Raw genomic sequence first — 25,612 nt, 5'->3', positions numbered from 1 at the left:
TCATGAATCAACCCGTCATCATTACCGTTGCTATTACTGGCGCAGTTCCGCGCAAAAAAGATTGCGCGGGTTTGCCCGTTACTCCGCCAGAACAAATCGAAGAAACTCAGAAAGCCTATGAAGCTGGAGCCTCATTGGTACATATTCATGTGCGCAACCCCGATGAAAGCCCCAGCTCTAACCCAGACCTATATGCCGCAGTACAAGAGGGTGTAAAAAAATACTGTCCCGAGATGATCGTACAATTTTCTACTGGTGGTCGTGGTCGCGATCAAGCTGCGCGCGGGGCGATGCTCTTCCATCGACCCGATATGGCTTCCTTAGCAACCGGCTCAACGAACTTTCCAGTAGGTATTTACGAAAATCCGACTGATTTTGTTGAGGGGTTGGCGAGCGAGATGTTGAAATATGAAATTAAACCGGAAATTGAAATATTTGATTTAGCGATGCTCTACAACGCTGCGAATTTAGTTAAAAAAGGTCTGCTTAACTCACCGCCTCATGTGCAATTTGTCATGGGAGTTCCGAATGCAATGCCGGTACGGCGCTCTATTTTAGAATTTTTAATAAAAGAACTAAAAGATGTGATGCCCACTGCCACTTGGACAGCAGCGGGTATTGGTAAACATCAATTAACGGTTAATGAATGGGCGCTAGAGCTGGGAGGCCATGTACGAACGGGCTTAGAAGATAATCTACGCTACGATGAAACCCGGGTTGCTAAAGATAATGCGGAACTAGTTGCGCGGGTCGCAAAAATGGCACGCGATCGCGGTCGCCCTGTAGCAAGCGGCAAGCAAGCGCGTGAAATGTTAGGCTTAAGGCCTATCGCCGTATGACTGAAGCTACTTCCTTAACGAACCAACAGTTTGATTACATCATTATTGGCGGTGGATCTGCAGGTTGTGTTCTAGCTAATCGACTATCTGCTAATCCGCAGAATCGCGTCTGCTTACTTGAAGCCGGTCCAGAAGATAGCTTGCCTTGGATTCATTTGCCAATTGGCTACGGCAAGACCATGTGGGACGCCAGGGTTAATTGGAAATTTAATACTGCGCCTGAACCGGGCATGAATAACCGAGAAATTTATTGGCCAAGAGGCAAATGTCTTGGAGGCTCGAGTTCAATTAATGGTTTAATTTTTATTCGCGGGCAAAAGGAAGATTACGACCAATGGCGTGACTTAGGTAATGTCGGTTGGGGCTGGGATGACGTACTGCCCTACTTTAAAAAAGCTGAGGGAAATGATCGCCTAGGTGAACCACTGCACTCACAACAAGGGCCATTAAAGGCTTCGTCGATTCCCAAAAAACATCCCTTGGTGGAAGCCTTTAAGCTGGCTGCTAATGCCCTCGGCGTTCCTACTACCGAGGACTTTAACAATCTCACGCAAGAAGGTGTTGGCTACTACCAGCTATCAACCCATAAGGGTTTGCGCTGTAGCACTGCAGTCGCTTATTTGCGCCCTGCGCGTAAGCGCTCGAATCTAACGGTGCTTACCAACAGCCAGGCCACACGGATTTTATTTACAGGTCGCAAAGCCAGTGGGGTTGAACTTTTCCGCCAAGGTAAAAAAATCACGCTACAAGCGAATAAAGAAGTGCTCTTATGCGCAGGCGCAATTCAAAGCCCGCAACTATTGCAGCTCTCTGGTATTGGTCCAGCGAAGTTGCTGCAAGAATTGAGTATCCCGCTGGTTCAAGATTTACCAGGCGTGGGAGAAAATTTACAAGACCATTTGCAATACCGTTTAATTTATGAATTAAATCAACCCATCTCGACCAATGATCAGCTACGTTCGATCTTCGGTAAAGTAAAAATGGGCTTAGATTGGTTACTGTTTCGAGGTGGCCCGCTGTCGATAGGCATTAACCAAGGTGGTTTATTTACTAAAGTTATGCCCACCTCAAGTAGACCGGATATTCAATTTCATTTAGGCACGCTCTCGGCAGATATGGCTGGAGGACAAGTTCACCCTTTTTCCGGTTTTACGATGTCGGTTTGTCAGTTACGCCCAGAGTCACGAGGATATGTACACATTCAATCGGCTGACCCACTCATACCGCCACGCATCTTTGCCAACTATTTAGACACCCAATATGATCGTGATATTAGTATTGCCGCCGTCAACTTTGCTCGTAGCATTACGCAGACCCAACCGCTGAGTAATTTAATTTCCCGCGAAGTGAAGCCCAATAATCCGCAAAGCAATGAAGAAATTTTGGCGTTTTGTCGCGAAACTGGCGCAACTATTTTTCATCCCTCTGGAACCTGCAAAATGGGTACTGCTGATGATTCGATGGCGGTAGTCGATGCTGATTTACGGGTTCGCGGCGTTACTGGTTTACGGGTCATCGATTGTTCTATCATGCCACGACTAGTTTCGGGCAATACCAACTGGCCCGTAGTGATGATTGCTGAAAAAGCGGCTGATATAATTAATTATCAATCGCTAATTTAAATTCATCCATGCCTCAACTGCCCTTTTCACGCTGGCTACCGGAATACAAAACCCCTGGCACTATACGCGCTGATTTACTAGCAGGTCTAACTGGTGCAGTAGTCGTTTTGCCGCAAGGTATTGCTTTTGCCATGTTGGCTGGTATGCCACCCCAATATGGTCTTTATGCCGCGATGGTACCTTGTTTAATTGCTGCCCTATTTGGCTCAAGTCGCCTCATGGTTACGGGACCAGCAAATGCCATCTCCCTAACAACCATGGCCTTAATGACCCCCCTCGCTACCCCAGAGTCGGCAGAATACGTTGGCTTAGTACTCACCCTGAGTTTTTTAATTGGCCTTATTCAAATTACATTAGGATTTGGCGGTGTGGGTAAGTGGGTAGAAAAAGTGCCTCACTCTGTAATTGTGGGCTTTACTGTAGGCGCTGCCATCCTGATTATGAATAGTCAAATTGGCACTGTTACAGGTTTTGCTATTCCGCGGGGCATTAGCCCGCATGAAACCCTGCATGAGCTCTATTTAGCCCTCATGCAAAACCCTTGGCATCCCGCAGTGCTTGGTTTAGTGATTGCAACAATTTTAATTATTATTGTCTGGCGTCCACTCAATCGCTGGTTCCCTGGCATGCTAGTGGCGGTAATTATTGGCAGCCTTATTGCCCTCTATATCGAAAGCCTCTACCCCGAGCTCGCCCCTTTTAAGCGCGTGAGTAGCATTCCAGGAGCTTTTCCAGCTATATCCTTTCCGCAGTTAGAGATGAATACCCTGAATCAATTATTTGGTCCAACCTTAATCATGGCTTTATTAGCCTCTACTGAGGCCATGGCCATCGCCCGGGCGATTGCGCTAAAAACAAAAGATACCTTTAATGCCAATCAAGAATTTATTGGTCAAGGCTTAGCCAATATCGCCGGATCGTTTTTTTCGGCTTACCCCGCAAGTGGCTCATTTAATCGCACTGGCGTGAATTTATCTGCTGGTGCAAAAACACCCTTATCAGCTATTAGTGCGGCACTTTTTTTAATGGTTATTTTGGCCTTTGTTGGTCCGCTCGCTAAATATCTCCCTTATCCCGTTATTGGCGCCTTATTACTAGTCGTCGCTTGGAATTTAATTGATCCTAAAGAGATTCGTAAAGAATTTCGTCATGGGGCAAAAGAGTGGCTACCTATGGTCATTACATTTATTGGAACCATTACAATTTCACTAGAATGGGCAATTCTGGCGGGTATTTTTACTTCGCTACTCTCTCACCATTTATTTAAAGCCAAAACTCACCCTAAGTAGAACTGGCTACACCGGGCAAATCGAGTAACTTTAAGCGCTGAATTTTTCCTGAGGCGCCACGCGGTAACTCATTAACAAAAAGAATCACCTTAGGTGTGCGCAGTTTGCCTAAGTGCTCCAAACAAAAATTGCGCATTTCAATCTCTGTGCAATGAGCATCAGGACGCAAAACAAGGCAAGCCAAAATTTCTTGGCCATAGTTCGCATCAGGTATTCCGACTGCAGCCGCATCGAGAACGGCAGGATGTTTTAACAGGGCCTCATCGATTTCGCGTGGCGCAATATTTTCGCCGCCCTTTATAATTAACTCCTTCAAACGGCCAGTAATAAAATAAAAACCATCATCATCTCGCAGGCCTAAGTCGCCCGTTTTTAACCAGCCATCAGTAGCAAAAGCTTTTGCTGTTTCAGCTTCGCCATGGAAATAAGCTTGCATTACATTTGCGCCGCGTAAACAGACCTCACCAATTTGCTTATTAGCTAATTCAATTCCAGCGGGATCAACAACTTTAGCTTCAACCCCGCAAGGTAAGCCAGGGCTGCCGTAACGGCGAGGACCATCTTGCGGATTGCAAAATACCATCGAGGCTGATTCAGTCATGCCCATCCCCTCAATCACAGGAATGCCAAATAGACTTTCGAATTCGCGGTGATGCTCGGGTGGCAGCGGTGCTGAAGCCGAACGCCCAAAACGGATTCGTTTTAATTGCGCCGCTAAATGAGTATCCACTCTATTTGCTTTAGCTGCATTAATTAAATAAGCAATAATGGTTGGCACCATGTTTATCCAAGTACACCGATACTTGATAGCTACCTGCCACCAGTTACTCACCGAAAATTGATGTGGCGCAACAATGGCACCCCCTGAAAAGAAGGGGGAAATTGTTGCAATCACTTGCCCATTAATGTGATAAATCGGTAAAGAACTTAAAACAGTATCTGCTGGAGTAAGCCCATGCCACTCGCTTACGGTCTTGGCAGCATAGAGAACATTAGCGTGGCTTAGAAGCACACCCTTAGGCGTGCCAGTTGTGCCAGAGGTATACATTAATAAAGCGGGATCACGAGCCCTGAGCTGTGGCAAAACTCCCGCTGCTGAACTCATAAATGGGCCCTGAGCCGCATCAGGGTCTAATTCAACTAGCTTAAATTTAGCTTGAATTTTTTTTAATGCATTCCATAAATGGGCTTTATTCTCAGGCGCATAAAACAATATTTCAATTTCACTGTGCTCAAACACCCAAGCAAGTTGATCTATTGGTGCCAATAAATTCATTGGCACGACAACGCGACCAGTCGCCATCGTCGCCAGAAAAACACTCGCTGTTTGGCGACCGTTATGCATAAATAAACCCACATGCCCGTGCGCACTAATACCTTGCTCATCAAACCAGGTGAAAAGATGTTGCGCCTCTTGAGCTAACTCACCATAGGTCAGCACAGCATCAGTTTCGGGAGCATATAAAAAGGGGTGCTCTGCTTGCTGTTGATGCCAGTACGTCATTACGTCGCCAATGGTCAAACACGAGCTTGGCGGTAAGGTTGAATTCATGTGATCTAACATAATGATTAAGTCAAATCTAAATAATTAAATAGATTTAATTGGAAAGAAACACAATTAAGAACGTGAAAATTTGCTGAAATAATTCTCCAGCAAAGCTTCAACTGTCGGCACAATTTCAGGTATGGGCCTAACTACGCGAGAAATATTCAAATAATGACGATAATTCAGATTATCCGAAAAATTATTGCCGCCCCAAGTGCCGCAGCCCATAGATAAGGAAAAGGGCAAGCCATTATCAAAACTGCCGCCCGTGGCGATCGCATGGGCTTGATTCACAATAACTCGAGCAACAGGCAATTCATTAGCTAACTCGGCAGCGCGTTGATCCATTATTGGGCCCTGCAATTGAGTATGCAAACCCACCGAATGCCCAGAGCCCTGATACGCATAAACTTTGGCAACCATTGCTTTAGCAGCCGCAAAATCAGCAACCTGCCAAACTGTTAGTACCGGACTTAATTTTTCCCCAGAAAATGGGGCATTCGCACCAGCGCTGTCTTCTTCTACCATTAAAAAACGGGCTGTCTTAGCAAGTGGATTTTTTAATCCTGCTCGCTCAGCAATAAACTCTGCCGTTTGTGCAGTGAGCGTGGCGGTTAATTTACCGTTCTGAAACATCACTTCTTGTAAGCGTTGTTTGTCGTCTGCATCAAGCATCACGCCACCTGCAAGCTCGAGAGCTTGGATAGCTTTAGCATAAACGGGCGCACAAATTACCACGCCATTTTCACTCGAGCAACTGGTGGCGTTATCAAATGTTTTTGATTGAACAATTCGTTTAGCTGACGCGGTTAAATCGGCTAATTCGTCAATGATGACTACGACATTACCAGCGCCAACGCCAAAGGCGGGTGTTCCCGAGGTATAAGCCGCTCGAATATTCGCTTGTGAACCTGTCGCCACCACTAAGTCAGCCAAGCGCATTAATTCATAGGTGGCATCTTTGGTGATGGGGCTTGGCAATACTTGTACTAAATCACGTGGCGCCTTCACTAAATCGAGCTGCTGATGCACAAATTCTAATAGACGTGCGCAAGTCGTTTGGCCCTTAGGGGATGGTGCAACAATAATCGCGTTGCGACACTTTAAGGCATTCAGAATTTTATTAATCGGGGTAGCTCCAGGATTAGTCGAAGGGGTGATTGCCGCAACCACTCCGACTGGTCTGGCGTACTCCGATAATCCTGTAGCCGCATCCTCGGCAATTAAACCAACGGTCTTCGCATGCTGTAAATCACGCATCAAACCCAAAGTTTTCCGATAATTTTTCTTAAATTTATCTGCTACATTGCCAAGTCCTGTATCGAACACAGCTAACTCTGCCAACTCTTGGTTGCGTTTCGGCTCCAAAATAGCCCACGCCACAGCCTCGACGACTAAATCTACTTCACTTTGAGTTAGTTGCTCAAAGGACTTTTGTGCCACACGGGCACGCGCAACTAAATTTTCTACTGGTGACATTATTCCGCCTTAATGCTCGACTCTTTAGTGACCTTACTCCATTTAGCTAGTTCAGCTTTCACAATCGCTCCTAGTTGCGCGGGTGTGCTGCCCACAGCTTCAGCGCCCTGCGCGATTAATTTTTCTTTCGTACTCGATTGCGCTAAGACCTTGACTACCGCGTTATATAGCGCATCGACACTAGCTTGAGGTGTGCCCACGGGCACAAACATAGCGTACCAAGAGTCAACCTCAAAATCTTTAAAACCCGACTCGGCCATGGTTGGCACATCGGGAAAAATCACTGAGCGTTTAGTGGTTGATACCGCTAAAGCACGCAATTTTCCGGCCTTAATATATTGGGTTGCAGCAGGTATTGAAACCCATAACAAGGGTACTTGTCCTGCCATCACATCAGTAACCGCTGGGCCGCCGCCACGATATGGAATATGGGTCATCTTCACATTCGCTGCTGTTGCCATCATCGCGCCTGCTAAATGCCCTGGTGAGCCGTTGCCGACAGATGCAAACGCAATCGTATCGGGCTTAAGGCGAGCTAACTCGATGGCTTCTTTAACAGTCTTTGCCGGAAAATCAGGATTAGCAACTAAGATTTGCGGCAAGGAAGCCACCAAAGATACAGGCAAGAAATCTTTCTCGGTATTAAAGGCAAGCTTGGGGTAAATAGCCGGGTTAATCGTGTGCGAGGATAAAGTAAATAATACGGTGTAGCCATCCGCTGGTGACTTAGCAACCGCGTCAGTACCAATCGAGCCCCCTGCGCCGCCGCGATTATCAATAATAATTTGCTGACCCAAAGCCTGACTCAAGGGCTCTTGCACAATACGCGCAATGACATCAGTTCCACCTCCAGGCGGGTAAGGCACAACAAATTTAATTGACTTCGTGGGCCATGCTTGGGCCCAAGCTCCCGCAGAAAAAATCAACCCAAAACTAGATATAAATAGGGTAATTAGTAACTTGGTAATAAATGATTTTGACATCTTGATTCCTTTATCTTCTTGTACCCGTTTTTTTATCATAAATAAGGTCGTTTAAGGTCGCACAGACCAAAGCCTATAGAATAACTAATCTTACTCAACGGAACAAGTTGTTTCGTATAAGTGCAAATACTGGTATTTTATGGGTTAATTAGTGAAACGTTCAATTAAAATCAACAAATTCACCCATTTCCTGAGATTGATTAGTCATGTTTGAAACGACCCTGACAGACCTAGTGGAGGGCATTAAAAAAGACCCCGCCAATGAAAATTCGTCCATGCTGAAGGGCGTGGTTATTTTGGAGGCACTAGCTACCCTTTCTCAACCGGCTACTTTGGCGCAACTGATGCAAATTACCGCCATGCCAAAGGCATCTTTGCACCGCACCTTAGCCATCTTTGAAGAAGCTGGCTTAGTCTCACGAGAACCTGGGGGGAAAACCTATGCCCCTGGCGAACGCCTCGCTAAATTAGCTATTGCTACGATTACGCACGATAGTGTGGCCGCAATTCGCCATAGCGTATTGAGAAAATTAGTCGCTGAAGTTGGCGAAACCTGCAACCTTGCGGTATTGCGTAGAGGTGAGTTATTTTATTTAGACCGCGTTGAGGCTGATTGGCCACTGCGCTTACATTTACCTCCCGGTACAGTGCTCCCTCCACATTGCAGTGCAAGCGGTAAATTACTGCTTGCCTTTAAAGTCGCCGAGGAGCGCCGCCAACTATTACAAAATATTCCACTACAACCTTTTACCCATCGCACGATTACCGATCGCACGCTTTTAGAGTCTGAATTAGAGCGCATTGTGACGACGGGTTATGCGGTCGATAATGAAGAATATGTGATTGGCGTATCTTGTGTTGCTGTACCCGTATACGACAGTAACCAAGACGTGGTTGCTGCAATTGCCATTCACGCAGCCACAGCTAGGCTGCCACTAAATCAAGCGATGGAATATATTCCGCAACTACAAGAGGCGGCTCAACGCGTCTCACAAACCCTGAGCTAATGAGTCGCTTTACCTATCCGCGCTTGCAGCAGCTCATTGCTTCTGCCAAAAGTCATTTGCCGCTGGGCGTGGTTTATCCCTTAAGCTTGCCAGCCCTTGAAACTGTGCGTGAGCTTCTCGCGCATCAACTATGCCTTCCCACTTTACTTGGCCCCGCACAGCGCATCACTTCATTGGCTAAAGAGGTGGGTTTAGATTTAACCCATATTCGTCTCATTGACACCCCCGACAATCCTATTGCCGCAGCACAATTAGCAGTACAAATGGTCAAGCAAGGAGAATTTGCTGCGCTGATGAAAGGCTCACAACATACCGAAGATTTAATGGGTCCCATCGTTGATCGTGACGGCTTACGTACCAAACGGCGTACCAGCCATCTTTTTCTTTTTGAGATGGCTAGCTACCCTAAATTACTGGGTATCAGCGATTGCGTCGTCAATATCGCGCCGAATGTAGCGCAAAAGCAGCAAATTTTATTGAGTAGCCTAGAGGCGCTCGACCGCCTGGGAATTCATCAGGCTAAAGTTGCAATCATTGCGGCCACTGAAGTTGTCAACCCTGCCATGCCAGCAACCATGGATGCAAAATCCATTGTCGATGCCCATCAAATTACACCCATTTATCCTGGTGCAGTCATTGAAGGTCCACTTGGCTTTGATAATGCGCTCTCTGCCCTTTCCGCCAAAACCAAAGGAATTGAATCCATTGTGGCGGGAGAACCCGATCTCTTATTGGTGCCGGATTTACAGGTCGGCAATATTTTGTATAAGGCCTTAATTTATATGGCGGGCGCCGAATGTGCTGGCGTTATTCTGGGTGCACAAGTACCGATTATTTTGACCTCGCGCGCTGACTCTGTATTTTCTCGAGTGGCGTCTACCGCTCTGGCGCTGCGCTTAACCGCACAGCCATAAAAAAATCGCCCGCAGGCGATTTTTCATTTCCCGCATCAAGACTTCATGGCTTGCAGTTGGTCATGCAACGCACTGCATTGGTATCAGGCCGATCATCAACCATAAAGCCATCGCGATTAGGCATCTTTACTGCTGCCAAAGTCTTGCTATTCATTTCATCCGTTTTACCCACTAAGCCATTTAAATTCAGGATATAGGCTGACAGTGCATATACTTCATCATTTGTTAAAGACTGTGGCTTATCCATCGGCATTGCTCGCCGCACGTAATCAAATAAGATCGGTGCATAGGGATACATACTGCCTGGAGTTAGAACGCGTGCATTGGTCTTAAACGAACCAATACCACCAACCATCGGGCCAAATACTGGGCCGCCCTTAGCATCAGGTCCGTGGCACGAAGCGCACTTGGCGTTATACACTTTTTCCCCCAATACAGCATTCCCTTGTCCGGCTGGCAACCCCTGACCATCTTGGGTGCGAATATCAATATTCCAAGCCTGCAGATCTTTCTCTGCAATAGGTTTACCAAAAGCAGCCCCAGAGGTATTTTTAGGCGCCGTATTTTGCGCTGTTGAACAAGCCGCCAATAAAGTTAAGCCTGCTGTAATTATTATTATTTTTTTAACCAATGCCATTTGTCACCTCCCCATTTGCGCTGACATTCCATGGGAAAATGCCATTGTGATGTTGTACAAAGCCTGTAATTGCACGTACCTTTTTTATATCATCAACAGTCGGCTGCACATATCCAGTGCTATCAACCGCGCGGCTAGCAATAACCGCAGGGCCACCCTGCCAATTCCAGTTGAAGTTAAATCGCGTTAGGCACTTATCAATTACGGGCTCTTCCAAGCGAGCTTGTTGCCAATTTTTACCACCATCAACTGAAACGTCAACCGCAGCAATCTTGCCCTTACCAGACCAAGCAAAGCCGGTAATTTCGTTATATCCCGGCTTAATCTTCATACTTCCCGATGGGTTAGTGATGACTGATTTAGCTTCCATCTCAAAACTAAACTTACGCCATTTGCCATCTGGCATTGGATCGGTATAGCGAGCAGTTTCGCCGCGCACATGCCAAGGCTCTGTGCCCGCTTTAATACGGCGCAGCCATTTAATGCTGACGTTACCTTCCCAACCCGGAATCATTAAGCGCAAAGGAAATCCATTTTCACTGCGCAGCATTTCGCCATTCATAGCATAAGCCAACATGGCCTCATCAATAATGCGATCTAGGGGCAAACTACGCAAGTGGCCTGAAGCATCGGCTCCCTCTGCCACAATCCAAGTAGCCTTGGGATCAATACCAGCCTCATCGAGCACCCACGAAAGAGGTACGCCAGTCCATTGCGCGCAAGAGAGTAAACCATGAGTTTGTTGAACTGTTTTCGAAGCGGGCTTAAGCCAATCGGTTAAGCCATTACCGGAACACTCCATAAAATAAAATTTGGTAACAGTTGGATAACGCATTAAATCTGACATGGTTAATACCAGTGGCTTGCTCACCATGCCATGTACCACTAATTTATGGGTATCTGGATTAATATCAGGCACCCCATTGTGGTGACGCTCGTAAAATAATCCGTTAGGAGTGACAATGCCTGGCGTAGATTGCAGTGGCGTCATACTCCAGTCCGACAAGGTTTGCTTATTAACCAAAACATCGGAGCGACGCCGAATCACATTCGCTTCATATTTCGATGGCATACCGTAAGCAGCAACTAAGGGTGCGCCCATAATTTGATTGGAGGCAGGAATGGGTAATGGGTCTGCCAAGACTGCAGTGCTGGCCATTCCTAGGGTTCCTGCTCCCCCAGCCAGCGCAACCGTTTGGCGTAAAAATGATCGTCGTGTAACTTCCTGCGACATTGAGGTAGAGGCTTGGAGTTCTTTTTGCGAAGCCGCCACTATGGCCTGCATCTTTTCCGATTCTTTCAATCTACGCTCCTCTTTAATTTTATATAAATACGCTTATTTGTGTTGATTAGGATAGCCCGATTAGGCTTATTTATACATAGATAAATCCCTTAAGTATTTACCCTTATCTATCAAACGATAAAGAAATAGATAAATTAGCTGAAGGGCTTATTTTAGGTCTTTGCACACAGGCCAGAAAAGGGTAATTTTTCTATATAAACAGGGCCTAAATTGCTGCCCCCAGGGAGCACTGCAACATGGCGTGCTTGAGGGTTCAGGGGCCCATCTACTAAGACTGCTTGAGAGCTAAAACCGAGCCCAATTTCATATCCCAATTGAGGGGAAAAAGCGTGACTAGTCAGCTCGATTTTTTGACCTAAATCACGGTCGAAATTTACCTCACTATTTATCGCCTTAGCGCTCTGCGGAAAATGCAAACCCACGAGTTTGGTTTGCAAACCTGCTGCCCCACTCTCGCTTGCGGCGCCAAATAATTTTCCGAGGGCTGCAAGTGTGCGTGGCTTAGTTAATTCATTGCTAAATAAAATAAAGCCCGCTTCAATACGCAAGATATTAGCGGCTAGAAAACCACATTCTAAGGCAGGTAAAGTAGCTATAGCCTGTAATTGCTGCCACAGTGTAATAGCCTCTGCGCGAGGCACTAATAACTCATAACCTAGTTCACCGGTATACCCTAGACGAGCAATCAATAACGAGGGGTAGCGAGCTGGCCGATTAAAAGCAAAATATTGTGGTAAATCACTAGCCTTAAGCCCCAAAACAGTCTCCAATAAGGCGCTGCTATGCCGTCCTTGCACGGCAATGACTTGATATTGTTCTGAAATTTCTAGCAAACGCAAATTGCTATAAGGTCTTGCGGCAGTCAACAAAAAAGACAAAATGGCACTGCCGGTAATTAAATAAAAATGTTCAGGGCCCAGTCGCCAAACAGTGGCATCTAACCAAACTTCACCATTTTCATTTAACAACATGCTGTAGGCAATTTTACCAATCGCCAATTTCTCGCAATCACGGTTTTGAATTAGCTTAAGCAAGGCAAGAGCATCACTACCCACTAACTCAACTGTACTCATAAAAGAAAAATCAAAAATACCAACTGATCTTCTTACTGCCCAGTATTCTTGCTCAACTGATGAAAATTCAGCTGGCAAAAGAAGACTAGGGCCGAGTGCCAATAAAGGAATTTTTCGCTGCGCAAAATAATCACTTAGCGCTGATGACTGCATCACACTAAACCAAGGAGTTGACTGTCATATAAACGCCTACCAAAATACATAACCAAGCTGCCACCTTCTTTAAGCGATCAACGCGAACACGATGAGCAATGATGACGCCAATCCAGATTCCAATTAATTCAAACGGCAAGATAAAGGCGACAATTTTAAAATCAACCGCACTATTAAGAATGTTCGCCACCGATCCTGAGCTTGAACCAATAATCTGAATCACTTGGGCAATACCAATAATCAGCAGCGGACTAAATTTTAAGACTAGCATCAAGGGTACAAAAAATAGTGGGCCGCCAGCTCCAGAAAGACCTGAACCAAATCCGGCAATTAAACCAACTAGTATTAGTACAACTGTTTTTTTAATTGTCAATACCTGAGAAGCCGAGTTGCCTGCAAGGTCTGATGAAATGGGCGCCGTTAATGCCCAGACACCGGCCGCAATAACCAACAAACCAATAATGCCAATTAGTAAATGATCGCCTGTAATAGCATTCACTTCGGCACCCAAATAACTAGCTATTAATGTACCGAGGCACACTGGTACCGACATCCGCCAATTAATTGAACCCCGTCTTTGAAATAAATAAGTACCTAAAGCGCCGGTAAAGATAAAGGTGATAAGCGCTGAAGCGCTAGCCTGATGAATATCTAAGCCAGCAAATGCAATTAGGGCTGGAATCAAAAGTACCCCACCCACACCCACCGCACCAATAAATGTTCCCGCCAATAATGCAGTTGTGGCTAATAAAAATAATCCCAGTTCGATCTCCTTAAATAAATAGAGGGCCTTACAGCCCTCTATTTATAGCATCTCAAAATTCTGAGTAAAACGCTTACCAATTAACCAGTTTTTTAAATTTATCCAACTCTTCTGGACTCATAAAAACGGTATGCTCTTTACCGGGATATTGACGAGTTTTAACGTCATGCATATATTCGGTATAGCCTTTTTCTAAAATAGGCACTAAATCACAATAAATTTTAGAATGGCGTGGTACATGCTTTTCATATAGATGGAATAAATCAGAACCAATAATATGCACGCCGTCCGAGGTGCTTCCGGAACCCAGACTAATGACTGGCACATCTAACGTTTCAGCCAAATACTGACTTACTTCTGAAGTACAAACTTCCGTCATGATTGAGAAGCAACCGGCGTCGACGAATGCCTGTGCATCTTCAACCAATTCCTTAGCGCGTTGTGCTGTTTTACCTTGGGCAACGAAACCGCCTAATTGAGGCATTCTCATTGGGCAAATACCGATATGGCCTTGCACAGGGATACCAGCTTTAATAATTGCTTCAATATTGCGGGCGTGATGAATATTGCCTTCGCACTTCATCACTTCGGCACCAGCTTTTGCAACATATTGAGCAGCATTATCAACAGCCTGTTGCTCGGAAAGATGAAAACTCATGTAGGGCATATCAACCATGCGTAAACCATATTGCGAGCCACGCTTTACTGCTTGAGCCATAAACATGACTTCTTCAAATGACACTGAAGTGGTTGATTCATGGCCAAATAGCACCATGCCACCAGTATCACTAACACAAAGAATATCAATACCTAAACGATCGGCAATGATGGCATTCTCATAGTCATAAACTGCAAGCTGAACGATCGGCTCTTTATTCTTTTTCTTCGCATTCAACATCGGAATGGTCATTTTTTTTCTTTTTACTGGTGTATCAGACATTTCTAAATCTCCTCATTAACATAAATTACAAACCACACTATAAAATTAAGACGCAAGCGGCTCAACCCGTTTTGAATAGGCGTCAATAAAATCTGCAGCCGCCTTACTTCCACTCTTAAATGATTTCATTGCCTCAGTATGCAAAATCTTTAAGGCTTCCATTTTTATTTCATTTGCACGGTCTAGCTCGAATAAGCTTTTTAGCCTTCTAGGCCTAGGAATATCAACCTCGATAACGTGCGCTACTTGAGTAGGAATATTTGTCATAATGATTAAGCGATCAGCCAAAAAAATTGCCTCATCAATATCAGTGGTCACAAAAAAATTAGTATGTCGATTTTCTTCATACAAATTTGCATAGTATTCCCACATTAACTCTTTACTCATTTCATCTAAACCACGAAATGGTTCGTCGAGCACCATCACCTCGGGTAAATTAACCAAAGCCCGCGCTAATTCACAACGCCTTTGCATACCGCCCGACAATTGATTTGGAAATTTTGCTTTAAATTGACTTAAGCCTACTTTATTTAACAAAAAGCCGGCCAAATCGCGCGATTCTTTGGTGTTTTCACCTCGGGCAATCGGACCAAACATAATATTATCTGCGGTAGTTTGCCAAGGAAATAAAGCCGACTCTTGAAATACCACTAAGCGATCTTTACCTGGTCCAGTAATCGACTTGCCATCTATAGTTAAAGCGCCACTAGTTGGTTTTTCAAAGCCCGCTAACAAACGAATTAGGGTACTTTTACCGCATCCTGAAGGGCCAATCATGACCGTTAACCTTCCAGACTCAATAGTGAGCGAGCAATCTTTAATCACTTCTTTAAGGCTGTCACCGTAGCCATAAGATTTACTCACTGACTTGAGCACAATTTCGCCTGTAGCTTTATTTTTCATATTGATATTTGTCATAGCGTTAGCACCCAATTACCTGCGAGTCCATTTTGAGAAATGATCACCTAAGACGCGAATTAGTGAGCTTGATAAATATCCCGCAATACCAATCGAAATCATTCCCACTACAATTTGTTGGTACGAGCCCCCTAAATAAGAGTCCCAAATAAAGAAGCCAAGCCCACCGCCCTTACCACCGCCGTCTGAACCGCCGCCAGAAATCATTTCAGCTGCAACTACTACTTCCCAGGTAATACCCATTCCCACTGAAGCACCAACCGCAATGGAGGGTACCGTAGCTGGCAAGACAATCCGTTTAAAAATATCCCATTGTGATGAACCCATTGAGCGGGCAGCCTGGAAAAAACGCTGGTCAATCGATTGCGCTCCACCAAGCACATTAATCACAATCGTATAAAAGGCGCCTAAAAAGGTGACGAATGCAATTGACATTTCGGCAGTGGGCCAGAAAATAATCGCTGCAGGCACCCATGCCAAAGGTGGTATGGGACGTAATACCTCAAAAGTTGGAAACATGATTCCATAGGCCGTCCGATTAATCGCTAACAATAATCCGAAAGGAATACCGAGAATCATGGCCATTAAGAAACCGGTGAAGACGCGTTTAGAGCTTAGGTACCAACTCGTCCAATAGCCGCTATCGGTAAGCAATGGAATCCAGGCTGTAATAACAGCAGAGGGAGCGGGAATTTTGCCAATCCACGGCACTTGAAAACCGAACCAGCCCATTGAACGTGAACAGGTTTCCCAAAACAACAGAAAGACAATGATTGCAATCGTGGCTCGACGGGAAGAGCGATTAAAAAAGAATTTTTGCACTGAGCGAATCATCAACTAGCCCTCCCTTTCGCCAGCAGCGAATGATTTTTTCGCCTCTTCATGCACTAAATCACTAGTCTCTTCCATTAAATCTCTAAAGCGTTGATCGGTTACTACGCTATAACTTCTTGGATACGGAATATCAACGGTTAATACCTTTTTTGGCTTACAAGGGCGACTTGTCATAATCGCTACTTTATTGCCCAAAAATAAAGCCTCTTGTAAATCATGAGTAATAAAAAATATAGTAACTTTATTTTTATAATAAATATCCAACAGAGCTTCATGCATTACCGATTTTGTTAATGAATCTAGCGCGCGATAGGGCTCATCTAACAACAACACACTCGGGTCGTTCATTAACGCGCGCACTATTTCAACGCGGCGCCGAACGCCTGAGGAAAGCTCACCAGGAAAATTATTTTCAGTACCCGAGAGCCCTGCATCAGCCATCATCGAAAAGGCTTTTTCTTTAATTTCTTTGATACCCATTTTGCCGGCCATTACAGGCCCAAACATCATGTTATCCAGCACATTTTTCCAGGGAAATAAAGCGCCGTTTTGAAAGACTACGATGCGATCAGAGCCAGGTGTTGCTTGGGGCTTACCGGGGCCACAGAGAAGTTTTCCATCCAGCGTAATGCTGCCACTATTAATACTATGAAAGCCTGCTATCGCATTCAATAGAGTAGTTTTACCGCAACCTGATGGGCCAACAATCATGCAAATTTCACCAGCTGCGATTTCCAGCGAGCAATGATCGACTGCCATCACTGCAGCACCTTCAGGATCATAAATTTTGACGACGTTATCAATTGAAATTTGACCACGACCCATATGTTGGCTTGTTTTTACAGATTCATTCATTGCTTAATTTCCAGATAGCGCTAACTCACGCATACGCCATTGCATCAATCGCTTACCAACCGCACGCACCATTGCGCTCGTTAAGTAACCGATAAACCCTAAAGTCACCATCCCAATAATGATGGTTGGATAACGTACATTGGTATATGAAGTATTAATAATGTAGCCAAGTCCAAACTGCCCCGAGACCATTTCAGCTGCCACTAGAGAAAACCAACAAACGCCAATCGAAATTTGTAAGCCCGTAAAAATAAACGGCGTAGCCCCTGGAATCACCACATTTAAAAAGACTTGGTAGTCCTTAGCACCTAAACACTTTGCAGCTCTGAAATAAGACTCATCAATCGATTCGACACCGAGCATGGTATTTAGGGCGGTCACAAAAAATGAAGCTAGAAAAGCCAAGAAAATGACTGGCGCCTCTAGGCTAGTAAACATAATGATGGCCAGTGGCACCCAAGCTAAGATCGGTATGGGTCGCAACATTTCAAACACCGGAAAGACATATTCCCTAAATTTCGTCGACCAACCTAAGAAAAGCCCAAGCGGCACACCTAAAATTGTCGCCAACGCAAAAGCAATGAAAACACGCAGGCAACTGGCAAGAATATGTTGATAGTATTCGCCGACAAAAAAAGAAATGCCATAAGTGGGATTGGGGCTGAGTATCTCGGTAACAACGGTGCGCAAAGCTGGCATTTGTGCAAAACGTGGTAACCGCCAAACCTCAACGGATAAGTGCCAAAAACCTAAAAAAATAATGAAACCTACCAGCATCAAAAAAAGGCGTGGGCTTAAAATTTTCGCCAACAACGAGCCTTCGCGAATTTCGAAACTCAGCCGCTGCTGCTTTACTGTTGGATTTGAATCATTTGATTTCGTCATGAAATAGCAATAATCGGTAAACTAAAAATCATTTGATAAATTAATACTCGAAAAAAACCCCCTTTAATTACAAAGGGGGTCGCATAAAAATTAAATTGGTGCCGGATTAATTACTGCTACATCACCAATTGGCGCTTTTAAATTTCTCGCCTTCAAAGCTTCGTCAGCAAACTTGGAAACGATCGCATCACTGCGTAATTCAGAAACATTAATTGCCTTCATATCTTTTAAAAACGTTGTGGCCCCCGTAAGTAGTGAGCGAACATCAGGAGTAAAGGTAAATGGCAAATTAAAACGTACTTTACTACCCAGTTGATCTGGGCTTTGACCATACACCGATTTAGAAATAGATGAACGGGTAAAGCCAGTAAGTTGGGCCATAGCAATATCAATTACCTCTTTAGCATTTTTCTCATCAGCCAAAAAGAGTTGCGCATCTAGCTCAGCGTTCAACCAAGCTTGGGCAACGTCAGGCCTAGCTTTAATTAAATCGTCACGCATGGTTAAAAAACCGCCGTCGCTTAAGCCAACCGTAAAACCCGAGGCAACCCGCTTCGCCAAACCTTCTTCAACTAATTTAGAGGCAGTTGGCTCCCAAATTGCAGCGCCATCAATTTTTTTCGCTCTAAAGTTACTGGTAATTACTTCAATATTTTGGTTCAGGTAATTTTCAGGTTTAACATTTTCTTTTTTGAAAGCATCTTGCACAAACCTGTCGGTACAAGAGCCCTTCGGTGAGGCCATAATTTTACCGTTTAACCATTGAAAGGCATCTTTGGGCGTTTTAAAATCTGGCGCATCAGGCCTTACTAAAACAATATTGCACATATCCTTGCCCATACCCAACACACCAACAAGACGAATATCGGCAACCTCTGGCTTGGTAGTGGAAACAATCGCAGGCATATCGCCAACGTAACCAATTTGTTGTTTACCGGCCAACATATTATTTACAATAATAGCGCCCTGCAAGCCGACTTGAAACTCAACTGTTGAGCCTTTGGGTAAATATTTTTCGTAAAACTTTTTACCGCGCATAATCACGCCCGACCAAGCCTCTGTGTAATAGGGTTGATAGCCCACCACTAAATTAACTGGCGAGCCCACTTTTCCATAATCAATTGTTTGGGCTAAACCAGGCGAAATACAGCCAGCACTTACAAGCCCAGCCAACAAATATTTCAAGCTATTTTTTTTAATTGATGCAAATTTCATTCGTGTCTCCCAATTTATTACCCAGTTTGATTAACTGGTCGTTATTTAAATTCCTATAAATAAGCCTACCATTGGAAAATATAGGAATTTATAAAATTCTGAATCGGTGTTATCCCTTAGTTCTGCAAGAGTTCTTTTAAATACGTAAAAATAGGTGATTATGCGGCGTCTAGCAAGTGAATTTCATCATTAATTTGCTCAATTGGCTTTGTAACTAAAGGCCCTTCAGCCAAGCCCTGCGGCTCGCCAGAAACAATGTCCCACTGCCACAAGTGCTCATGACAAGTTAAAACCTTACCGTCATAAAGGGCTTCCGCAAGGCAAACTTCTTGGTGTGGGCAATAGCCGTTGTAGCCATAGTAGCCATCATCTGAATTGGCAATCAGTAATTTGCCATCAGCAACATCAAAAACCTTAAATCCATCTTGCGGAATATCCGATTTTTTACAGATAAAAGTTGAAGCCATGCTATTTCCAATAAATGTAGAGAATTATTTTCATAAAATTTGACAGATATTAACCAAATTTGTCGTATAAAATTTCTGTTGCTGGTATGCGCGCTTTTAATAACAGCATTCTTAGGGCACCATCTACTAAGGGAGGCGGTCCTGCCAAATAGGCTCTTGTTTTGGGGGTAAATTGTCCTTCCATCACGCGCATGGCCACTTCATGTACAAAACCCTGATCGAAGGTTAGCAGTGGGTTTGCTGCGATTAATTCAGCGCTCGCAGGGCCATCTGAAAAGGCTACCAAGACCTTTAGAGCGCCTTTTGACTGCTCGACAAATTGTCTTAGCTCGCTGACAAAAAATAAATCGGCGGGAGTGCGGACACCAAAAAATACATCAGCACGATTACGCAGGTATGCCCCAGAGGCGATGAAGGCTGCCAAAATCGACATCATTCCAGCCATGCCAGTCCCGCCTGCTATACAGACTAAATCTCGATCTAACTCACCCTCGTAAACTGCTTTGCCAATGGGGCCAAATAAATTAGCCTTCAGCCCAATTACATTTTCTTGCTCAAATAAGTAATCAGATAGGTGTCCTTGGGGTTTCTTTTTAATGACAAAATCTAGCGTATCCGTGAATTTGGCCTGATTGGTCATTGACCATGCTCTTCCACCTTGTATCCCTGCAAACTCTAAGACCATAAATTGCCCTGGCATAAAAGAGATTGGCTGTGAAAGTTTTACCGAAAAAGTCATTACGCCTGGGGCAACCGTAGCCGCAGCATAAATTTCACCGGTTAACCATTGTGGCCTTTGGTCGACTGCCTTAAGCGGCTTTAATTTTGAACGAACCTCGATTTTTAAATCAGTTGAGGCCGCACACTGGCATAATAAAAAATCATCCGTCGATTTCAGCAGAGCACGTGCCGGAGCTTCAGCCCATAACCAACTAAATTCTCCAGAAATGCGCTTGACCTTACAAGTACCACAGGTTCCTGTCGCACACTCATAGGGCACATCCGCACCCTCTTTTAACCCAGAATATAAAAGGCGGCTGCTCGCTTTAGACTCATAAACTTGGGTAGTTTCGCCCGCGCCGATTAATTCAACTTTCATCGTGGTACTTATCAAGCCTTAAAAAGGAATATGGTGACCAAAGCCAAACATGCGGGTCTCCATCTTAATTTCACGACTCAGTAATTTAAATTCTTTGTTGGCTTCAGTAATCTTGTCATACACCTTAGCCACCGCAAATAATTCGGTTGCACCCCCATCTAGGGTGGTTCTAAAAACTTCTAGAAAAGTGACTGCATCCCACTCATGGGCGCCTGCTTTACTGACTAAGTACACATTCCCTAAGCGAGAGAGGCGTGAGTGATCGCTATTATGTTTTGGTAAGTTATCAAATAACAACTTGAGAGAATCACGCGACTCCTCTAGCCAAATCATCTCTTTACGTATTTCAGGGCTATAAGCCGTAATTTTGTAGTGGTACTGGGGATCACATAAGGCTATAAAACCGGCAAAATTCAAATCGTCTAAAGTCAAAAAACTTTTATAAATAAGCTCTGAAATTTGTATACGATCATCCATTATTACTCTCTCAAAAATAAAGCAGTCTGTAAGTTAAGCAACTTCTTTCACAGCATTTAACTTGTTATCGCCAAGCGGATTAAAAGCGGGCCGTTGCATTTTTTTGCTCCACTCTGCATAAAAATGACGCATACCAACTTCATCATGAATCGTCGAATTTTCCTCGCGACCATGAATCACCCACTTGCTATCAGTCCCATCGCGCATCGCTCTGCCTTGACCATGAACGCCAAGCAAGTCTTCATGCAGATTACGGCCAAATGGACCCCAAATGACATTGTGATCATGAATACGTTCAGCACGCTGTTCTGGAGTATCGCTTTTCGGTGCAAGACCCCTAAATTCAATAATCAATTTATTAGGGCCGAGTGGAATAGCGGTATCCATGCGTAAAACCGACGTGCGTAAATTAAATGTCATCCCAGGAAAGATATCAATCAAGATCCAGCCCCCTGGCGCAAGCCCAGGCCAACCTACAGCACGTTCTTTGCTACCTTTGGTATAGGCGTCATACTTTACTTCCATTGAACCTACCGTTGCGTGACCATTGGGATAACCGGTATATTTGCGATCAAAATAACCAGGCTGCATCATGCCTGTAGCTTTATTGAAGTAGTGCATGTAATCGTGATAAAACTCACTGTTAGTGTCGTGCCACAATTTATAGTTCGTATCGACGATAGCCTTGTGGTAGTGGAATACTTCTAATGGCATCGATAAATTATCATCCAGCATATTCATCGAATCGCCGATATATTCTTTTAGTGTTGGCGCTTGATCATCAACGTTAACCCAAACGAAGCCACCGTAACCAATTTCAGTTCTAACTTCTCTCAAGCCAGCATTTTCACAGGTATAACGATCTTGGTAGCCCTGTGTGCCACGTGAAATTTCAATACACTTACCTTTGGTATCAAACATCCAAGCATGGAAAATACAAGTGATGCGCTTCGCATTGCCCACCGGATCGTACAACAACGTGTTGCCACGGTGTGGGCAAATATTGTAAAAAGAGCGGACCTGCATATCTTCACCGCGCACAATAATTAAGGGCGCTCCGCCTGGATGGCTAAAGGTACGATAATCGAAAGCATTAACTAACTCGCTCTCATGGCAAGCAATAATCCAGCTTTTGTTAAAGATTTTTTCTTGCTCTTCTTTAAATAAACCTTCATCGGTGTAAATGCGGCTGTCGACAAAATGTGAGTTCGGAAAACTCGGGGTTTGCAGCCATTCGGCAGAATTACGAGACATATTTCGCTCCCTAATTAAGATAAATTGATTGAAGTTACGCTGATAAAAGATTGCTGATTAAAAAAGGCCTGTTACTTTGCCGTCAATATAGTCAATTTTTTCTGCCGAAGGTACCTTAGGTAAACCAGGCATGGTCATGATGTCACCACAAACCATGACGATAAATTCAGCGCCAGCAGCCAAGCGAACTTCACGCACAGTAATGGTGTGTCCCTCTGGAGCGCCACGTAATTTTGCATCGGTTGAAAAAGAACTTTGAGTTTTGGCTACACATACTGGGTAATGCCCATAACCCTGCTCCTGCAGACTGGCAATTTGCGCACGGACTTTTGAATCCGCATTTACTTCCCCAGCACGGTAAACCCGTTTTGCGATTTTATTAATTTTTTCCCAAAGCGTATCTTCTTCTTCGTAAACAAACTGCATTTTTTTATCAGATTCGCAAAGGTCAACAACAATCTTGGCTAGATCTGCCGCACCTTTACCGCCATGGGCCCAATGCGAAGCCACTACTACTTTTGCTCCAAAACGATCCATCCGCTTACGAATCAAATCGATTTCTGCATCGGTATCACTCAAGAATTGATTGATCGAAACAACGCAGGGTAAGTTATAGACCTGAGTAATGTTTTCAACGTGACGCTCCAAATTGACCAAACCCTTATCTAAGGCAATTAAGTCTTCTTTAGTTAAATTGGCAACATCAACTCCACCGTGATACTTCATCGCGCGCACTGTTACTACGATCACGACAGCCGCAGGACGCAAACCTGACTTACGGCATTTAATATCAATAAACTTTTCAGCGCCCAAGTCCGCACCAAACCCTGCCTCTGTCACTACATAATCCGCTAACTTCAATGCGGCTTGAGTGGCAATAACTGAATTACAACCATGGGCAATATTGGCAAAGGGGCCACCATGAACAAAGGCTGGATTATTTTCTAAGGTTTGCACCAAATTAGGTGCCAGCGCATCTTTAAGCAATACCGTCATGGCACCATGCGCATTCAGATCTTTTGCTAAAACGGGCTTTAAATCGCGGGTATAGCCAACCACAATTTTTGACAAACGCTCTTTTAAATCCTCGATTGACGTGGCCAAACAGAAAATTGCCATGATCTCTGAGGCAACCACAATATCAAAGCCATCTTCACGGGGGTAGCCATTACCAGGGCCTCCCAAGCCAGCAGTAATGGAGCGTAGAGCGCGGTCATTCATATCCACTACCCGCTTCCATTGAATACGACGCACATCAATACCCAAGGTATTGCCATGATAAATATGGTTATCAATTAAAGCCGCTAGCAAGTTATTAGCCAAGGCAATCGCCGAAAAATCGCCCGTGAAATGCAAATTAATATCTTCCATGGGCACGATTTGGGCGTAGCCTCCCCCGGCTGCCCCGCCCTTTACGCCAAACACTGGGCCAAGAGAGGGTTCACGCAAACAAATCATGGCTTTTTTGCCGATATGGTTCAGCGCATCGCCCAAGCCAACCGTAGTGGTGGTTTTACCTTCGCCTGCGGGGGTTGGACTAATTGCTGTTACTAAGATAAGTTTGCCGTCTTTTTTGTTTTTTAAGGTATCTAAATAAGCTAATGAGACCTTGGCCTTGTAATGCCCAAATGGCTCTAGCGAGTCTTCAGGAATGCCTAAGCGCTCCTTGGCAATGCCGGCGATCTTTTTCATGGTCGCTTTTTGAGCTATTTCGATATCACTTGGCATTTGAACCTCTGTAAAATTAACGGTTATCTGAAGACGGCCTAAAGCTTAATTAATCTATTGATAATTAGAACTATACAACATTAATGCAAAAATTTCACAGTATTTATCAACAATTAATTAGGGAAACTACTTAGACGACCTGCAACGCTAAGGGGCATCCAAGTAAATACAATAGCTTATCAAGCCTTTTACGATTTTTGGGTATTTCAATATTGCAGCATTTACTAGGTTTTATAACACCATATGCCCCTTAAAGTTGCTAAACGCAAACCAGCCAAAAAGGCGCCACAAAAATCGCGCATCAGAATGGCGCCGAGTCAGCGGCGCGAGCTCATTTTGGCGGGGGCTATCGATTACTTTGCTGAACTAGGCTTTACTGGCAAAACTAGGGAACTGTCTGAGCGCCTAGGCATTACCCAACCCCTACTCTACCGCTACTTCCCTTCAAAACAGGTCTTGATGGAAGAAGTGTTCGAAATCATCTTCTTAGACTCTTGGCAAAAAGAGTGGGATGCGTTACTAGAAAACCAAACTATTCCCCTAAAAAAGCGCCTCGTAACCTTTTATCAACAATATTTTGAGGATAGCTTCTCGCGCCGGTGGATTCGGGTGTATTTATATTCAGGTTTAGCGGGCACTGGCATGAATCAGAAATACCTCAAGATGATTCGTCAACGGCTGATTGATCCAGTTTGCATGGCCTTAAGAGCCCTCTGCGGTGATGATAAAAGCTGGGGGCCAATCTCCGATGATGAGCGAGAATTTGTTTGGGTCTTACATGGTAGTTTCTTTGCTTATGCTACCCGTAAATATATTTTTAACCACGAGACTAAAATTAATTTTGAAGGCTACTTAACCCGATCAATTGAAAATTTCCTTGATGGCGCTAAAGCGAATTATCCTAAGTTACGCTTAGTTAAAGCCCGTAGATTCAAACACGAAGTGCAACACGGTTTAAGGACTGCATAAACACTTCATTGGGGGTTTTAAATCCCAAGCGCTTTCTAGGGCGACTATTTAGTTCTTCTTGAATCATTCTAAGCTCCTTATCGGTCACAGTAGATAGAGGTCTCTTTTTCGGGATATATTGACGCAATAGACCATTGAAGTTTTCGTTTGATCCGCGTTGCCAGCTGGCAAACGGATCAGCAAAATACGTTATTGATTGCAATGCCTTATCAATCCTAGCGTGCTCGGCAAATTCTTTCCCGTTGTCAAAAGTCAGGGTTTTAACGAGTGGGGTCACGGGGTTTAATTTAGTAATGATGGCCTGGCTCACCAGATCCGAGGTTTTGTTGCTCACTTTAGCGATCAACGCATAGCCGCTCTTGC

The 25,612-nt window shown here is 44.5% G+C and carries 25 protein-coding genes; 6 read left to right on the top strand and 19 right to left on the bottom strand.

All coding sequences use genetic code 11. The features are described 5' to 3' along the window. Positions 1-2 precede the first annotated feature (2 nt). The 3 genes from LZT22_RS03955 to LZT22_RS03945 are packed head-to-tail and all read left to right on the top strand — an operon-like array spanning position 3 to position 3,750. Positions 3-839 carry a 3-keto-5-aminohexanoate cleavage protein gene (locus LZT22_RS03955; protein WP_233923769.1) on the top strand — a complete coding sequence of 279 codons (837 nt, stop codon included), beginning with the start codon at positions 3-5 and terminating at the stop codon, positions 837-839. Beyond that, positions 836-2,461 (top strand): GMC family oxidoreductase, encoded by a 1,626-nt coding sequence (locus LZT22_RS03950; RefSeq protein ID WP_233923768.1) that lies wholly within the window; start codon positions 836-838, stop codon positions 2,459-2,461. The genes LZT22_RS03955 and LZT22_RS03950 overlap by 4 nt, the downstream gene beginning before the upstream one ends. Positions 2,462-2,469: 8 nt before the next feature. Continuing rightward, on the top strand, positions 2,470-3,750 hold the full coding sequence (locus tag LZT22_RS03945) for a SulP family inorganic anion transporter (RefSeq protein ID WP_233923767.1): 1,281 nt from the start codon (positions 2,470-2,472) through the stop codon (positions 3,748-3,750). Here the strand turns inward: LZT22_RS03945 and LZT22_RS03940 are convergent. From LZT22_RS03940 to LZT22_RS03930, 3 genes are all read right to left on the bottom strand, one after another. Beyond that, positions 3,743-5,302: an AMP-binding protein gene (locus tag LZT22_RS03940; RefSeq protein ID WP_233923766.1), complete on the bottom strand. Its 1,560-nt coding sequence runs from the start codon at positions 5,300-5,302 to the stop codon at positions 3,743-3,745. The genes LZT22_RS03945 and LZT22_RS03940 overlap by 8 nt on opposite strands. A 66-nt stretch (positions 5,303-5,368) precedes the next feature. Beyond that, positions 5,369-6,775: an aldehyde dehydrogenase family protein gene (locus LZT22_RS03935; protein WP_233923765.1), complete on the bottom strand. Its 1,407-nt coding sequence runs from the start codon at positions 6,773-6,775 to the stop codon at positions 5,369-5,371. Then, the gene (locus tag LZT22_RS03930) at positions 6,775-7,758 is read right to left on the bottom strand and encodes a tripartite tricarboxylate transporter substrate binding protein (RefSeq protein ID WP_233923764.1); all 984 of its coding nucleotides are present in this window, start codon (positions 7,756-7,758) and stop codon (positions 6,775-6,777) included. The genes LZT22_RS03935 and LZT22_RS03930 overlap by 1 nt, the downstream gene beginning before the upstream one ends. Before the next feature lie 206 nt (positions 7,759-7,964). Between LZT22_RS03930 and LZT22_RS03925 the strand changes: the two genes are divergently transcribed. Together LZT22_RS03925 and LZT22_RS03920 are read left to right on the top strand one after the other, a co-directional pair. After that, entirely contained in the window at positions 7,965-8,765 is an 801-nt protein-coding gene (locus LZT22_RS03925) for an IclR family transcriptional regulator (RefSeq protein ID WP_233923763.1), read from the top strand. Further along, positions 8,765-9,679 (top strand): bifunctional enoyl-CoA hydratase/phosphate acetyltransferase, encoded by a 915-nt coding sequence (locus tag LZT22_RS03920; protein WP_233923762.1) that lies wholly within the window; start codon positions 8,765-8,767, stop codon positions 9,677-9,679. Before LZT22_RS03925 ends, LZT22_RS03920 begins: the two co-directional genes overlap by 1 nt. A 43-nt stretch (positions 9,680-9,722) precedes the next feature. On the opposite strand, the gene LZT22_RS03915 is transcribed toward LZT22_RS03920, so the two are convergent. From LZT22_RS03915 to LZT22_RS03845, 15 genes are all read right to left on the bottom strand, one after another. Further along, positions 9,723-10,316, bottom strand: a complete 594-nt coding sequence (locus LZT22_RS03915; RefSeq protein ID WP_233923761.1) for a c-type cytochrome — start codon at positions 10,314-10,316, stop codon at positions 9,723-9,725. Then, complete coding sequence (soxC, locus tag LZT22_RS03910; protein WP_233923760.1) at positions 10,303-11,619, bottom strand: sulfite dehydrogenase; 1,317 nt, start codon at positions 11,617-11,619, stop codon at positions 10,303-10,305. The genes LZT22_RS03915 and soxC overlap by 14 nt, the downstream gene beginning before the upstream one ends. A 152-nt stretch (positions 11,620-11,771) precedes the next feature. Next, complete coding sequence (locus tag LZT22_RS03905; RefSeq protein WP_233923759.1) at positions 11,772-12,845, bottom strand: hypothetical protein; 1,074 nt, start codon at positions 12,843-12,845, stop codon at positions 11,772-11,774. Between the two features lie 4 nt (positions 12,846-12,849). After that, the gene (locus LZT22_RS03900) at positions 12,850-13,608 is read right to left on the bottom strand and encodes a sulfite exporter TauE/SafE family protein (protein ID WP_255700908.1); all 759 of its coding nucleotides are present in this window, start codon (positions 13,606-13,608) and stop codon (positions 12,850-12,852) included. 73 nt (positions 13,609-13,681) lie between these two features. Further along, the gene (gene panB / locus LZT22_RS03895) at positions 13,682-14,548 is read right to left on the bottom strand and encodes a 3-methyl-2-oxobutanoate hydroxymethyltransferase (protein WP_233923757.1); all 867 of its coding nucleotides are present in this window, start codon (positions 14,546-14,548) and stop codon (positions 13,682-13,684) included. Between the two features lie 45 nt (positions 14,549-14,593). After that, on the bottom strand, positions 14,594-15,451 hold the full coding sequence (locus LZT22_RS03890) for an ABC transporter ATP-binding protein (protein WP_233923756.1): 858 nt from the start codon (positions 15,449-15,451) through the stop codon (positions 14,594-14,596). Positions 15,452-15,481: 30 nt separating this feature from the next. Then, a complete protein-coding gene (locus LZT22_RS03885) occupies positions 15,482-16,300 on the bottom strand; it encodes an ABC transporter permease (RefSeq protein WP_233923755.1) in 819 nt (272 codons plus the stop codon). A 3-nt stretch (positions 16,301-16,303) separates the two neighbouring features. Next, positions 16,304-17,155: an ABC transporter ATP-binding protein gene (locus tag LZT22_RS03880; RefSeq protein ID WP_233923754.1), complete on the bottom strand. Its 852-nt coding sequence runs from the start codon at positions 17,153-17,155 to the stop codon at positions 16,304-16,306. A gap of 3 nt (positions 17,156-17,158) precedes the next feature. After that, entirely contained in the window at positions 17,159-18,040 is an 882-nt protein-coding gene (locus tag LZT22_RS03875) for an ABC transporter permease (protein WP_233923753.1), read from the bottom strand. A gap of 90 nt (positions 18,041-18,130) precedes the next feature. After that, positions 18,131-19,255, bottom strand: a complete 1,125-nt coding sequence (locus tag LZT22_RS03870; RefSeq protein ID WP_233923752.1) for an ABC transporter substrate-binding protein — start codon at positions 19,253-19,255, stop codon at positions 18,131-18,133. Between the two features lie 158 nt (positions 19,256-19,413). Next, the gene (locus LZT22_RS03865; protein WP_233923751.1) at positions 19,414-19,722 is read right to left on the bottom strand and encodes a Rieske 2Fe-2S domain-containing protein; all 309 of its coding nucleotides are present in this window, start codon (positions 19,720-19,722) and stop codon (positions 19,414-19,416) included. A gap of 49 nt (positions 19,723-19,771) precedes the next feature. After that, positions 19,772-20,821 carry a 2Fe-2S iron-sulfur cluster binding domain-containing protein gene (locus tag LZT22_RS03860; RefSeq protein WP_233923750.1) on the bottom strand — a complete coding sequence of 350 codons (1,050 nt, stop codon included), beginning with the start codon at positions 20,819-20,821 and terminating at the stop codon, positions 19,772-19,774. Between the two features lie 18 nt (positions 20,822-20,839). Further along, positions 20,840-21,298 carry a methanesulfonate monooxygenase gene (locus LZT22_RS03855; RefSeq protein WP_233923749.1) on the bottom strand — a complete coding sequence of 153 codons (459 nt, stop codon included), beginning with the start codon at positions 21,296-21,298 and terminating at the stop codon, positions 20,840-20,842. Positions 21,299-21,331: 33 nt separating this feature from the next. After that, positions 21,332-22,552 (bottom strand): aromatic ring-hydroxylating dioxygenase subunit alpha, encoded by a 1,221-nt coding sequence (locus LZT22_RS03850; RefSeq protein WP_233923748.1) that lies wholly within the window; start codon positions 22,550-22,552, stop codon positions 21,332-21,334. A gap of 57 nt (positions 22,553-22,609) precedes the next feature. Further along, positions 22,610-24,280, bottom strand: a complete 1,671-nt coding sequence (locus LZT22_RS03845; protein WP_233923747.1) for a formate--tetrahydrofolate ligase — start codon at positions 24,278-24,280, stop codon at positions 22,610-22,612. A 243-nt stretch (positions 24,281-24,523) separates the two neighbouring features. Here LZT22_RS03845 and LZT22_RS03840 point away from each other — a divergent pair, with 243 nt between their 5' ends. Beyond that, positions 24,524-25,249: a TetR/AcrR family transcriptional regulator gene (locus LZT22_RS03840; RefSeq protein ID WP_233923746.1), complete on the top strand. Its 726-nt coding sequence runs from the start codon at positions 24,524-24,526 to the stop codon at positions 25,247-25,249. Here the strand turns inward: LZT22_RS03840 and LZT22_RS03835 are convergent. Beyond that, a partial coding sequence (locus tag LZT22_RS03835) for an IS30 family transposase (protein WP_233923745.1) occupies positions 25,212-25,612 on the bottom strand: 401 nt, incomplete at its 5' end. The genes LZT22_RS03840 and LZT22_RS03835 overlap by 38 nt on opposite strands.

Origin of the sequence: Polynucleobacter sp. IMCC 29146 (genome assembly GCF_021395195.1) — a bacterium.
GTDB lineage: Bacteria > Pseudomonadota > Gammaproteobacteria > Burkholderiales > Burkholderiaceae > Polynucleobacter.
This window is presented reverse-complemented; position numbering and strand designations above follow the sequence as displayed.